Origin of the sequence: Bacillus sp. FJAT-49711 (assembly GCF_018343715.1) — a bacterium.
GTDB lineage: Bacteria > Bacillota > Bacilli > Bacillales > Bacillaceae_C > Lederbergia.
Genome location: NZ_JAGYPL010000004.1, coordinates 426,035 through 440,051 on the forward strand (window position 1 = coordinate 426,035; position 14,017 = coordinate 440,051).

Annotated in this window: 9 protein-coding genes and 1 pseudogene; 1 reads left to right on the plus strand and 9 read right to left on the minus strand. The window is 35.9% G+C overall.

The window, feature by feature from the left end; translation table 11 throughout:
* Positions 1–67: 67 nt before the first annotated feature.
* The 8 genes and pseudogenes from KHA96_RS19710 to KHA96_RS19745 all read right to left on the minus strand — a co-directional run bounded on the left by KHA96_RS19710 (position 68) and on the right by KHA96_RS19745 (position 10,095).
* On the minus strand, positions 68–688 hold the full coding sequence (locus KHA96_RS19710; protein ID WP_213131008.1) for a TetR/AcrR family transcriptional regulator: 621 nt from the start codon (positions 686–688) through the stop codon (positions 68–70).
* Between the two features lie 496 nt (positions 689–1,184).
* Positions 1,185–1,259: pseudogene (locus KHA96_RS19715) on the minus strand (M48 family peptidase); the annotation flags it as partial.
* Positions 1,260–1,541: 282 nt separating this feature from the next.
* Positions 1,542–5,969, minus strand: coding sequence for a coiled-coil domain-containing protein (locus KHA96_RS19720; protein ID WP_213131009.1), 4,428 nt, complete (start codon positions 5,967–5,969; stop codon positions 1,542–1,544).
* Positions 5,970–6,704: a DUF6063 family protein gene (locus KHA96_RS19725; protein ID WP_213131010.1), complete on the minus strand. Its 735-nt coding sequence runs from the start codon at positions 6,702–6,704 to the stop codon at positions 5,970–5,972. It abuts the gene before it with no gap.
* A complete protein-coding gene (locus KHA96_RS19730) occupies positions 6,694–8,205 on the minus strand; it encodes a replicative DNA helicase (RefSeq protein WP_213131011.1) in 1,512 nt (503 codons plus the stop codon). Before KHA96_RS19730 ends, KHA96_RS19725 begins: the two co-directional genes overlap by 11 nt.
* Positions 8,202–9,236, minus strand: coding sequence for a Wadjet anti-phage system protein JetD domain-containing protein (locus KHA96_RS19735; RefSeq protein WP_213131012.1), 1,035 nt, complete (start codon positions 9,234–9,236; stop codon positions 8,202–8,204). Before KHA96_RS19735 ends, KHA96_RS19730 begins: the two co-directional genes overlap by 4 nt.
* A 218-nt stretch (positions 9,237–9,454) precedes the next feature.
* Positions 9,455–9,838 (minus strand): retropepsin-like aspartic protease, encoded by a 384-nt coding sequence (locus KHA96_RS19740; RefSeq protein ID WP_213131013.1) that lies wholly within the window; start codon positions 9,836–9,838, stop codon positions 9,455–9,457.
* Complete coding sequence (locus KHA96_RS19745; RefSeq protein WP_213131014.1) at positions 9,835–10,095, minus strand: hypothetical protein; 261 nt, start codon at positions 10,093–10,095, stop codon at positions 9,835–9,837. The genes KHA96_RS19740 and KHA96_RS19745 overlap by 4 nt, the downstream gene beginning before the upstream one ends.
* Before the next feature lie 450 nt (positions 10,096–10,545).
* Here KHA96_RS19745 and KHA96_RS19750 point away from each other — a divergent pair, with 450 nt between their 5' ends.
* Positions 10,546–12,099 carry an ABC-F family ATP-binding cassette domain-containing protein gene (locus KHA96_RS19750; RefSeq protein ID WP_213131015.1) on the plus strand — a complete coding sequence of 518 codons (1,554 nt, stop codon included), beginning with the start codon at positions 10,546–10,548 and terminating at the stop codon, positions 12,097–12,099.
* A gap of 462 nt (positions 12,100–12,561) precedes the next feature.
* Here the strand turns inward: KHA96_RS19750 and KHA96_RS19755 are convergent, their stop codons facing one another.
* Positions 12,562–14,013 carry a Na+/H+ antiporter NhaC family protein gene (locus KHA96_RS19755; protein WP_213131016.1) on the minus strand — a complete coding sequence of 484 codons (1,452 nt, stop codon included), beginning with the start codon at positions 14,011–14,013 and terminating at the stop codon, positions 12,562–12,564.
* Between the last annotated feature and the right edge of the window lie 4 nt (positions 14,014–14,017).

The window sequence follows — 14,017 nt, forward strand, 5'->3', positions numbered from 1 at the left end:
TGTTTTTGAAGTTTTTTAACAATATTCTCCAAGAGGCTTTCTTTTTTCTTCGTATTTAAGGAAATCATTATAGCTCTCCCTTATATAAACCTCTTTTAATTAGTTCCATTTGCTCAATAAAATTTTTAAAAGCTTCTTCATCCGTTAAATCCTTTACGAACGTTTGAACAAGGTTATGAATAGTTACAGATACCATGATTTTTAAAACATGTTGAAGTTCCCGCTCTTCTTTTATGTTTAAGTTTTTTGTATTTATTAAGCGAATTATAGATAAATGTTGATTTTTCCTACTCTCTTCATAAATATTATTTGCTATTGTATTTTCCATTTTATAATTCATATTTAAGAAAGTATTTTTAAAAAAGTTTTTGTGTTCTTTGTTACTATGGTTTTGAATCATAAACTGAAAGGAATCTATAAATGTTTCAAATATATCCCCGTTTTTCTCCTTTAAAGATGCAATAAATCGATCATTATTTTTCTGTGTAATCTTGTTTAACAGATAATAATATAGGTCCTCTTTTCCTTCAAAATATTGATAAAAACTGCCTCTTGGAATTCCCGCATCCTTGATAATATTTGCAATTGATGCTTCATGTAATGGAACCCTGGAAAATTCCTTTTTTGCAGCCTGAATTAATGTATCCTGTTTTTCTTTAGGTAAGTGAAAAAATGTTTGTGTCGGCATGTATACTTCTCCTATCTACAAAAGTGACAGTGTGTCATAAATGCTATAAGAAAATTATATGTGACACCTTGTCATATGTCAATAAAAAATGACAGTGTGTCATATTATCAAAACAATAGATTAGCTTATTATCTTCTGACTAATGAATTATCTCGCCGAGACTGCTTTAGAAGCAACAAATATATATTTTGCTATTGTATATCCATTGTCTATGCCTATACACTTTTTTACCTTTGTCCTGCTTTTAAAATATAAATAATCGAATTAAATAATGAAAAGATAGAGAAGTGGGGGAACAATAAGGGGGCAGACGAAAAAACGACCCGAAAATCGAGAAAGACAATTTTTCGCGATTTTGAGGTCGGAATGATGGATGTTTATTTTTACTGGTTAAGTTTATTGTAATGAACCAAAAAATGTACCTTAATTAAAGATAGCTAACACCTTTAGTCTAGTATTTTGTTAAATTTACACTTCGCAACTGGTTTCGGGACTACTAAATAGTCATTTTCCAGCTTGATAAGGTCAGCCAGTTTTCCTTTTCCTTATAATCAGGCATTATTTTTCCAACAAAGGGCAGTTGCCTTATTTTTAACAGAGTTGCGCGCCACACTCGACATGGCGTGGATTATGATGGCAGATTAATATAGATGTAGTAGTATCCACCTTGACCTAGTTATTTCGAACTTCCATATTATCGAAGTAATGACCAATTTATTGGAAAGAAAAAAATCACTATCTATCATTCCGTCAAATCCATGCATATCTTTAACATCGGCAAACTATTGTACCACAAAGTTATTGTAGTAACTGTTCTAATTTATTCGGGTTGGAATCCATTTTTGAACGTTAATTAAAACAGAGCCATTTGCTCCTGTTCTCCCAACCTTACAAGCACTTCAGGATCATTATCTTGAAAGAAAGCTGTTCGGATTTCTTTATTTTTGGTCATTATTTGGGTTTCTCCACTTGCTGAATCTCTTAGGCGACAGCTATAAACGACGGGGAAATACTTCCTGATGAACTTCCCTTCTGCGTGGGCAGTTAAAGCAATGATTTGAAATCCTAATTGATCAGCGATAAAAAATACAGGCTCTAATACATGATCACTTGATGCTTTTCCGAATGGGTTGTCAACAATAACCGTTCGATGTCTCTTTTGGTTACCTTGAAGTGGTACTCTTTTCTCAGCTATATAGTTAAGGATGCCAAGGAATAGTGTCATATTTTTACTCCACTTTTCTCCTCCAGACCAGGCGTTTGACTTCTCCCAACTAGTGAGAGCACCGCTAACTTTACCATCGTTACTCACTTTTCTACACTTCACGCTGATATCTTTTTCTTTCATGACATTTTTCAATAGCTGTTTCGTGTGTAGCCACTTTTCAATTTGTTTGCGAATAAGTGACTCATCTTCTTTCCCCTCATCATCTTTATATTCGTCTTTATCCAGTTGGATGACCATCCAATCAATATGATGACGAAGTGCTTCTTTTCCTTCTTGTTCATCCCAATCAGGTACAGAGAAGATATATATGTCTTTCGTTTTATCCTCAACCTTAACACGCGTCTGCCTAGGAATTAACCTTAATTCATCAGCGATAGTTCGTAAGTAAAGATGAAGATGAGCTATGAATTGCTGTAATTGCTTATCATGTTCCCGCATATCTTCTTCAGCAATTTTCACTGTTCGATGGATACGATCACTCATTTTTTCTTGCCATTCAATTACGTCATCATACGTAAATTTGTGTTCAATCCCTGTGATACACGTATTTCGTAGTTTTATATCAAAAATATTGTCATCACAAAACTTAATAAATTTTATTTTTTCATCGTTTCTCTTTTTTCGTAGTGACATCACTTTTTCTTGTACAGATGATATTGTTTTGACCAATTGGGAAATATACTCCATCCGCTTATAGACATAATCTTGTTTGATATGCTCTTCTAAAAGTTGTTCACGGACATTCTCATGTAGAAAGGCAAAACGCATATCTTGCTTTTCTAATTCAATAATTGCGTTAGTTATATCGGTTTCCAATAACGTATATCTTTTTTGTTCTCCGTCTAAAAACTTTTTTCGTTCCTTTAAACTTTTACGCTCTCTGTCAAGCTGGTCCTTCACTTCATTAAGAGTCACGTTAAAGATTACTAATTCCTGATAGTCTTTATAAAAATCACCTTCTCGAAGATCGAACTCACTACAAGCTTTTGTCCACTCCCCCCAAAGACTATCAACAGTAGGTTTTAACAAATCGATTCTTTCATCTAAAATCCTAATAGTTCTGCTAATCTGTGAGACTTCTTCATTCCCATGGGCAGGGAATTCGATTGCTGCGACGTTTCCATATTGTTGTTCTAGCAGTTTCATTTCATTAGTTAGGTCTTTAAGCTTTGACTTTACTGAAGTTAGTTTTTCTTCTAATAGGTCTCTACCTTGTTGCTTATATTCCAGCCTACCTCTTAATGATTTCCGTTCACTTACTAAAAGTTCTAAACTTTTGGAGGAATATTTCGGTTGCTCAGTTTCCACTTCTTTGTAATACGTATTGCCTTTTAATTCATATAATGGTTCCTTAGCTAATTGTAATTGCTTGTCTAACTCTTCAAACATTCCCTTTAGATTTGTAAGAAGTCTTCTTAATTTTTCCTGCTTTCTTTTTTGTTCATTCATTTCTTCTTGAAGTTTAATTAATTCATGTGTATGGGGTTCACACGCCTTCTTTTTAGCAAAATACTTTCTTCCATCGTTCAACTTAGTCATTAAACCGTTATACAAGCTGGTTGTTTCAGTTAATCGTTTATTATAACCCTTCATTTCATCGTCTTTTGATTCTATTTGCAAAGATAATTCATGCAATACACGTTTTTGTTTTGCTTCTTCCTCAGAGGCTATTTTAAATTGTTCTTTTAAGTGTGTGTATTGCTCGAATGGGTGATTTTGTAGAAATTCACGAATTTTTGCTAATACTGCTCTCCAGCTCTGAAGTTCTGATTCTTTATTTGTCCGTTCATCCTTTGAATCATTAGCCAGCTTCTGAACCTCTATTTTCCAGTTATTAAACGTTTCGATTGAAAGGTTTTCTTTCCATATACTTGGAAAAACTTGTTGATCGTTCGATTTCCCTTGTTCCCGTATTAACGTCCTTGCTCTTTCCTCCGTACAAATATAGACTGGATGCGACATTTCCATTTCTACTGAAAGCAGCTTGTCGTGCAGCTTTTCAACTTCTCCTTCTGTCACAATGAATGTGACTGCCCAATATGGATAATTGGTAAAATAATCCTCAACCGATCCTTCCAATGAACGAGCTGCCTGCTGAACGAAGTCAGTTCCTAGTTCAAGATAGGCAAACTGATTTCTCCATCTGTTTTTCCATAGTTCTAGCTTAGGATCCGCGGTAAACGAATTATTATTTTCATAGTCATCCATACTTCTCGTTGCTTGTCTTTCTTTATATAGCAACTCTTCTTTTTCTTTCGATAGCTTCTCAACTTTTTCCACAAGCTGACCTAAGATGGTTCCTTCTCTCTCATAAATCGAATAGTAATGCTGCCATTGAGGATTTCGAACAACTAGATCAGTTATAATCTCGTTTTGTTGGTCTTCTATTCCTTTTATTTGATGCTTTAACGTTGTTGCTTCATCCCTAAATTTTTCGTACTCACTTCGTACATCGGGTATCGTTTCCTGAAACTCACGTTTTGATTGTTCCAGCCCTTTTAATTGTTTATTAAAGTCGATTATCTTTTGTTCATACCGTTGAAAATCACTTTCCCATTTAGGAAACTCATCTTCTACCCTTTCTTTAAGTGGGTTAGACAATATATCTTTGGCGATTTCAGCCATATCTTTTTCCAAATGAGTTATCGCGGTATTCAGCACAGTTTCTTTTAATAATCCTTTATTTAATTCTTCAACAAGACTTTCATAAATTTTTTCCTGTTGGTCTATCTCTTCATTTTTCCTAGTTTTTTGGAACTCTATTTGCTTTATGTTTCCTTCAATTTTTTCTTCTTCGTGGTCGAAATAGCCTTTCAAAAATGCCGTATTATCAGCTAATTCCTCCTCTAAATCGATTATTTCTTCATCTTTTTCTAGCGAATTTAGCTGCTCAATAAAATGAGTCTGTAATTCTTCGTTTTTCTTTATTTCTACATTAACCTTTGCTACCTTTAATTGTGCAAGACGGTTATTTTTTTCTCTTTGATCCTGTACGATCTTATCAAATTCGTCTTTTTCTATTTTATACTTTTCATGTGCCTCATCTTTTTTTTGCCCCAAAAGTGAAATCGCATAAGATTTTTCCTTCCGCTCCCACTCATCCTTCTCAGCTTGCCAATCTTCCAAACTAGCTTGTATTTTTGTTACTATCGTTTTCGTCTCTTCCCGCTCTTGCTTCATATGAACGTACAGAGCTTTTGCGTTTACTTTTTGTTCTTCTAACTGTTTTTCGACTTGATCTAATTGTTTAAAGCAAGAAACATAGCTTTCTATTTGCTTTTCTACTTGTTTGTTCTCATCAATTACACGTCGTAACCGTTTATGTGCTTTGAAATGTTCACGCTGCTTCTCAAAGGTTTGCACAAAATCGACTGATCCTTTTCCAGCGATTGCTTCCTCTACTGTTGGAATAAGTAATTGGTCCACAAGCTGTGAGGTCGTTTTACAGCCATCAAAAAAACTTTCCACTCCACCCTCTGAGCTATTAATTACCGTAATCTTTTTCCATTCGGAAGCAATTATTTTAAATCGATCTTCTAAATGCTGATGATAGTTCTTTATCGTATCAAATGTGTAAGCCTTTAAGGGATGAGATGACTTCATTGTCGTATAATACTCATTCATCTCGTCACGACTTGCTGGTCTCACTTTTCCACCGATACTCGGACGGACAAATGGCAATTCCTCAATTCGATGCCTGTCCCCTTCCTCATACTCATATGTGTAACGATAGGATTTGACTCCTTCTTGTGTCATAAATAAAGTTACAGCAGTTAATCCATAGCGTCTTGGTCGTTCATTAATAATCCATTCAATTGCAATATGCGCACTTGATGACTCGAGGGAAAGCGTATCCTTCATCTTGCGCTCGGCAAGTTCTACATTAGGTAGGATCGCTTGGATGGCGGTTTGAATGAATACTGTCTTTCCTCCGCCGTTTTCAAGTAAAATCGCCCCATTATGGCTATCAAATAGGAAAATATCGTCATTATATCGCTTTGCTCCACCTTCATACACAACATTTGTGAATCTAATTTTTGAAATAGAAGGCATTTATACCTCCTCCTTTTGCCGATCTATCGAATAAATAAAATCCAAGATTCCACGGTTATACTCTAGCTCCATAAAATATCTTTGCACGATCACTTTCGCTTTTTCAGTTAACTGCAATTCATCATTACCTATGTCCTGCACTAATTCCTGCGCGACTAAAAATCGTTTCACCGTATTAAGAAAGCTAAGTCTACTAATCGTTCTACCAGATTGTGCTTTAGCGGTCTCTTTTATATCATCCATATCCGTCCATTTTCCAATAATCGCTCTCCAATTGTACTCATACTCTTTTTCAATCTCTTTTAACTCTTCTTCTTCAATCTCTTGCAACGTTTCTAGCCGTTCATTGACTTGCTCTAGCCAATCACTCATCGAAATAAAATCACGTATTGGCTCAGTAGTTTGATAGCTATCATAAAATTCTCCAATTAAAATAATAATTGTCACATACATAAAGTAAATATCGGCGTTGACTGTTTTTCCAGTAAAATATGTTTTTTTCAATGTATCATTCGAAATATGGAAGGGAGAGTTTAGCGCTAGTGGAACAAAATAAAGACGTTCCCCGACCGAGAAAATGGTACAATCTACTTCTTTTGCAAACTGGTCGACTAGTCCTCTCACCTTGTCTTCTGCTAAATATAGTCTGAGTTCATCCCCTTCACTATATCCCTTCCGACTAATCTTCGCGTAAATTTGAAAGGCTTTCATCACTTCATCTTGTCTATACTCCATCTTGTTCACCCACTTTTAAACGCAGCAGCATATTTTGAATTGAAAACCGCTCCGCCACTGTAATAATCTCCTGTGATTCTTCTACTTCGATACAGGTATACTGAAATTTAACTACTTCTAAAACTTCTTCAAATAATGATTCATGACGATCCTCCGTTTTTTCATATGTAATCGGAGATCGTTGATGCATGACATACCAAAATTGATAAAAGATTCGTCTTTTCAACCAATCCGAATCATCTTCACTGATATAGTCAACCACTTCTTTTAACGTGATAGTATCCCTGCCTTGCATTACCTTTAATACTAGATTCATAATATCTCCAAATAGTTTTCGAAACTTAGCATTCTCCAATTCCTGTAACGCCTCTTCTGAGAGATCATCAAAATCAGTTGTGCGCTCTACCCCGTCTTGGGTTTCAATTCGCTGTTCGGAAAAGATAACGAGTGGCGACCATGTTTCACTTTGTTCGATAGTCAAAAATGGCTCTATTAACAGTTTCGATGTGACTAAAGGTAATGGCTTGCTTACGAGTGGAGCCGTAATTTCTTGTTTGAAATTAAAGGAGTCAATTCCTACATAATATAGGGCCTCTTGGGCTGCATTCAGTGCTGTTGTTTTTAAATCAATGCTTTCCTTCAGTAACATGGTATGAATATGATGAACCTCACCAAGCTCTCGATCAATTTGTAAAATTAATTCATAAGCTTTCCGATCTTTCTCCGAATTCATATCATATGCCAAGCGATTCTTCGTTTCTTTTACAAATGTATGTAATTCACTGAATTCTTCGTTCTCTCTTGTTAATCTTGCATTGATATCCTCGACCATTTGTTTATAACGTTCATATGTTTCATCAGAAATAATATTTCTTTGGATTTCATGTTTGACAACCATCATTCGATTTCTTAATGATTCTACATCTATTTGCATTTCATCAATCTGCCTTAATGCCCCTACAAATTCCCCTTTTTCTAGTTGCTTTCTTAAAACCAACTGGTTAATGGACAACTGAAATTCAGTAAAATATTCCTTCGTCGCAAAAACTAACTCTAACCCCTGTTCATCCAATTTATAATATTGAGTATTCGTATTGACGTCTGCTCGATCTGCTTTCAAAATTGAATAATGTACAGTTTCGTGTTCTCTTGTTTCCCAGTTATAAAACTTTTTTTCATTTCGCTTTCCACTCGGCGGACGAAATGTTTCCACTATTGTTCTAGAAATCTTTTCATAGCCTTCAAGGGAAAGTGAATATTCCCCTTGATTTAACTCGTATAAATACCGAGCTAAATCTTGGATGCTCGTTTTCTTATTTCGTATTAACATATTTTCAAAGAAAAATAAAAGGGTTAACAGACCGTACCCGAAGTAATCGACTGGTTGGTTATTCTCATCCTTTTCCCGTTTATATTCTAATCGGAATAACGGCTCAAATAATGCTAACCGCTGCATTCGTTCCCGATAATTTTCAGTTATCCCTTTTAATTGTGTGATCATAACATGTTCCTCCAAATTGTATGTAACTCTTCCTTCGATAAAGCTTCTTGAGGATAATAACCATTTTCCTTAAATAAAGCTGCAATAATCTCTTGGTCTTCTTTACCGAAATAGTGAAAAAAGTGATGAAGAGCCATTTCATTTCTAGTTTGATTTTCTTTCCCTTTGTAGAAGGACTTTGTAATCAACGCCTTGTAAAAACATGTTGCAAGCCTTACACTGTACTTTTCAAAAAGATGATAGAAGATGCTAATCCCCTCATAATCTAAATCTCCAAAATAATAGATTTCATTCCGAATTTCCCTGTCGGTGAGGCCAAGCTGTTTAGATAGTTGATCTAAACTTGAAGATATTTTCCATCCCGAACCATATATCAGTGTAGTAAAATTGGTATGTGATAATGTATCTACAAGTCCTGAATAGGTAGCTTTATTTTCCACAATTAGGTGCCTATGCACTCTTTGATTAGATAATAGTTGGTTTGGGTTTACCGCAAACATGAGAGGATCCGGGGTGTTCATTATTTTCAACTTATTAAAAAGATTAATTTTTTCTAAAATCGTTTTTCCACCCTGTTCGTCAATCCATTTCTCATTCCCTACTAATTGATAAGAACGTTCCGAGGTATTTGTATAGGTGGAAGGTAATCCTTTGTTCCGTAAATATTTATCGATCAATAATATCCATGCTCTATCCTCCAGCCATTTCTTTTTGGTTGAAGAAAAATAAGGTCTTAAATTTATGTCAGGATGGACTTTAAACTGCATCTCTTGAATTTCTTTAATTAAAGCTTCCTTTACCTTCCCTTTTTGAATACGAAAACTATTAGGTAACCCCTTCCAATTGTTCCCATGGCTCTTTACAGCTGAAATAAAACCTTCGTTTATTAAAACTTGAACTGTCAAAGCAAAATCATCGTATGTATCATAGGTTTCCGCAACCTTTTCTAATTCACTAAGTGTAATAGTAGACTTTTTGGCTGTTTCAAGGACTAAAACTAATCTTTCTTTCATATCCATCTCAACTTTCAAAAGGTATTCTTTTATAGTTGGAAAAAATATTTCATAGAGAGAGGAACACAGGATGTAAGAAGAAAATGGGGAAGTTTTGAAACTGGCGTAAAAAAAGGAGAAAAAACAACAATATATATTCAATAAAGCAATTTCTATGCAATACCATTTATAAGATAAAATTTGGATGGTAAGGATAGATTATTATAGAATATAGACATAGCGGTGTTTACATTAACCTAGTTATTTAGTAGTTCCATAATTTCAAAGTCGATGATTATTTTATTTGCAAGAAAAAAATCATTACCTATGATCCCGTCAAATCCATGCATTTCTCTAACATCGCCTAGCTGTATAGTAAAATCATTAAGTTGAAACTTATCTATTGTCATACCGCGCACCTTTTGTTCGATACAGATTTCAGTACCGCCAATTCCATACATTTTCCTTGTTATGGCATTTTCTAAATCGAGCATTAACCCGATATCTTCGCATAGATCTATATCTAATATTGTTGAAGAACAGCCAGTATCTAGCAGCATGTTGCTAAATGTCTTCGCCTTTCCAAAATATTCAATCTCAACAGAAACTAAAGGCAAATGATCCACCATTTCAAATTTCATATTCCTCTTCGCACCCCTATATACGGTTGCTCAATTACTTTAATTTCTTGGTTATTTGTATGAAAGATATATAATTCACGACTTTGATTTTCAGTATGTAGTTTTTTGTATACTTTCCAAGCTGCATTGCCATTTTCAAAGTTATCAATTACTGCCATTTCTTCAATGATTCTTTCTTTCCCTCTTGTTACAGATTTTACTGCTTCTACTAAGACACAACGTTCCGGAAAAAGCTGACGAACTTCAGACCAATTCATTAACATGCGCCTCCAATTTATTATAGATTACATAAAATTATATCATATTTTAGGCACTACAATTAGTAACAGTAAAAGTTCACCATATTTATGTCCTAATTATTTTATACCATCTGTAAGCTTAGAGATCTCCATTTTGAATAATTTATTCCAATAATCAATATTGACATGAAAGGACCCCGAAATTGAAAAAATTATTAAATTTTTAGTTTAGAACTCCGCCAATTCTTTCATTTTTTCTACACTAATTCCCACTTGAAAATAACTCGTATCCTTACCGCCGGGATCGGTTGTATAATGGACTAATAATACTGCCTAGGTAAATATCATTCAATAACTCATTTTATTATTATGGGCAGATTAAAGTTTTCATAAAAATAACTTCAAGATAGAAAAAGCAGTCAAAATCTAGTAAGATTCACATGTGACATTATATAAGGGGTTAAAAAAATGAGCGTATTAAACGTACAAAATTTAAGCCACGGTTTCGGTGATCGTGCGATTTTTAATAATGTGTCCTTTCGACTTTTAAAAGGAGAACACGTTGGACTAGTTGGGGCTAATGGTGAGGGTAAGTCTACTTTCATGAATATTGTTACTGGGAAGCTGCAACCCGACGAGGGAAAAGTTGAGTGGTCGCGAAAAGTCCGTGTAGGTTATTTAGATCAGCATGCAGTACTTCAAAAAGGTACTTCGATGCGTGAAGCTTTGAGTTCTGCTTTTCAATATCTTTTTGATGCTGAATCAGAGATTAATGAACTTTATGCAAAAATGGGTGATGAAGGTGCTGATATCGATGCATTACTTGCAGAAGTTGGAGAGCTACAAGAAACTTTAGATAGTAATGATTTCTATCGAATTAATTCAAAAGTTGAGGAAGTTGCTCGTGGTCTAGGTTTAGACGACGTTGGGCTAGATCGAGATGTAGATGATCTAAGCGGTGGGCAACGTACGAAAGTTTTGCTAGCTAAGCTTTTGTTAGAAAAGCCTGAAATCCTATTACTAGATGAGCCGACAAACTATTTGGATGAACAGCATATCGAATGGTTGAAGCGCTATTTACAGGAATATGAGAATGCATTCATCTTGATTTCACATGATATTCCTTTTTTGAATAATGTTGTTAACTTGATCTATCACATGGAAAACCAAGAGTTGAATCGCTATGTTGGTGACTATGATAACTTCTTAAAAATATATGAAATGAAGAAACAACAGCTAGAGTCCGCTTACAAGCGTCAACAACAAGAAATAGCTGACTTGAAAGATTTTGTTGCCCGTAACAAGGCAAGTGTTGCGACTCGTAATATGGCGATGTCTCGTCAGAAAAAGCTCGACAAAATGGAAATTATTGAATTGGGGAAAGAGAAGCCGAAACCAGAGTTTATTTTCAAAGAAGCTCGTGCAGCTAGTCGTTGGATTTTCACGACTGAAGATCTTGTTATTGGCTACAATGAACCACTTTCTCGCCCTCTGAATTTGAAAATGGAACGAGGACAAAAAATTGCATTCGTAGGTGCAAACGGCATTGGTAAGTCTACACTTTTAAAAAGTATTCTTGGATTGATCAATCCAATTTCGGGTAATGTGGAACGCGGCGAGTATCAATACATTGGCTACTTCGAGCAGGAAGTTAAACAGTCCAGCAACAATACTTGTATTGAAGAGATTTGGAGCGAGTTCCCAAGTATGAATCAGGCTGAAGTCCGTGCTGCTCTTGCAAAATGTGGACTAACGACGAAACATATTGAAAGTAAAATCGAAGTCCTTTCTGGCGGCGAAAAATCCAAAGTTCGATTGTGTAAAATATTAAACACAGAAACAAATTTATTAATTCTAGACGAACCTACCAACCACTTGGATGTGGACACAAAAGAAGAATTGAAGCGTGCTTTAAAAGCATATCGCGGAAGTGTTTTGATGGTATCCCACGAACCTGATTTCTATCGTGAAATTGCGACCGATATTTGGAATTGTGAGGATTGGACTACGAAAGTGTTTTAAATATAGCTAAAGGGGTACCCAGTGAATAAAATTTCACTTGGGTACTCCTTTTTATAAACTTTACAAGATGTAGTAGGAGTCGAAGCACCATTTCAAAGTTTACTTGATGTTCCAATCGAATCCGTTTCTTACCTAGATAAGTAGTTAAAAGATGAAAAGGATTTAATAATTAAAATCATAGAGGCGATGACGGGTCACCAAATCGACTTCTACCGTAACACAGAGGATGCAGAAATTAAGTCGACCTATCTTCACAATCAGCAAGTCATTCAACTACTTTTAATGAAATATAAAGCTAAACTGAATGAGATATGCTGCAAGTCTCCTTATTTACTAAACACAAAAAAAGTTCACCAATAAACCCTTTTTGTATATATTTTGCTAGTATTTTTTTCAGTTCTAATTTCGCGACGTACAAAGTGTATTTGCCAACACTTTAAGTATCGGTGGGTTTCTCCTCTATTATGAAGCTCTTTGGTTTGTATATTCTTGAGGATTTCTAACCACTTCCCCTCCAGAACCTTCATATTCCCGACCCCATCCCGTTATGATAGAGAACAATAGAACTAGGAATAAGACCATGCAATAAATCATACCGCTGCTGACTTGTGTTAAAAAAAGAGGTGCAACAAAATCATAACCTGTCGTCAGCAAAGCACCAAGGAATACAAAAACACTTAAAAAAGGGATGACGAGAACAATCGCATTCGCAAAACCATCCAAGAGGTAGGCACGACGATATGGATGTAATCCAACACGTTTGCCAATCTCATTCTGTACTTTTCCAAATGTCGTCATCGATGCACTGGTTACACCACCGAAGATCAATGTTGTAAAGGAAATACCTAACATCATAGCGATTTCGGCACCGCGAACGGTCTTGCCCATTTTGCTGTTAAGTATGCCATTTGTGACTTTTTCAAGCACTCCCGCACCATTGAGCACACCCATTATACCGTAGACTGAAATAACCAACGTGACTATTGCCATCATGCTGCTGACTCCGCCCGTCAGGAATCCTTTTGGAGCCCCATCCACAACGGAGATTACATCGTTGAAATTTATAAGATTAAACCCTAGACCTGTTATTGTCCCTAATATAATACCTATAGTAATAGCTATATAGATATTGCGAGTTTTGATTGCTACAATTAGCATGACGGCCACCGGAATCAACATGACCAGTGTGGTAGGATTCATGTTATTCCCAAGAATATCCGAAGCTCCCGCCCCGACAGTACCACCGCCGCCTAAGATCCAGAACAGAACAAAAGAGATGGACCCTGCGACCAAGGAGTACTTCAACCGGCTTGCAACACAGCCGCCCACTTCAGCGAAACCTTCTTTTTTTGTATACTCTTGAGTTCCGGCGGAGATGATGGTGGTATCTGATATTGGTGCCAAATTATCACCAAAAATAGAAGCACTGACGATCGCGCCTGCAAGAACCGCAGGATCGCATCCCAACAATACTCCCGCTGGGTAGAAAATTGGGAAGCAGGTAAACATAGTTCCGATGGATGACCCGGTAGCAGTTGAAATGATACAAACTGCCAAGAAAGTAAATGCCACGAATAATCCCCCATCAACGCCTAGCAAATCGGCAAGCCATACAAAACCCGCGGAAATATTAGTGGATTTGATCAGTTCCGAGAACATTCCAATCACGAACAGCAGAATGGTAATCGGCACTGCTTCCTTTACGCCATCATAGACTGAATCCCAAAAACGATTGTAGTTACCTTTTTTTACGAAAATGGCACCTATCATAAGTCCGACGAAAGCACCCATTGCCAAAGCATACATTTCAAACGCTTTAAAGACGATAAAATATAGTATGCAGAAAAACAGAAAAATAACGACTGGAATAAACGCTGCTCCCCAGCCACCCCTAAATTCAAGTCTCTTATTCATATTG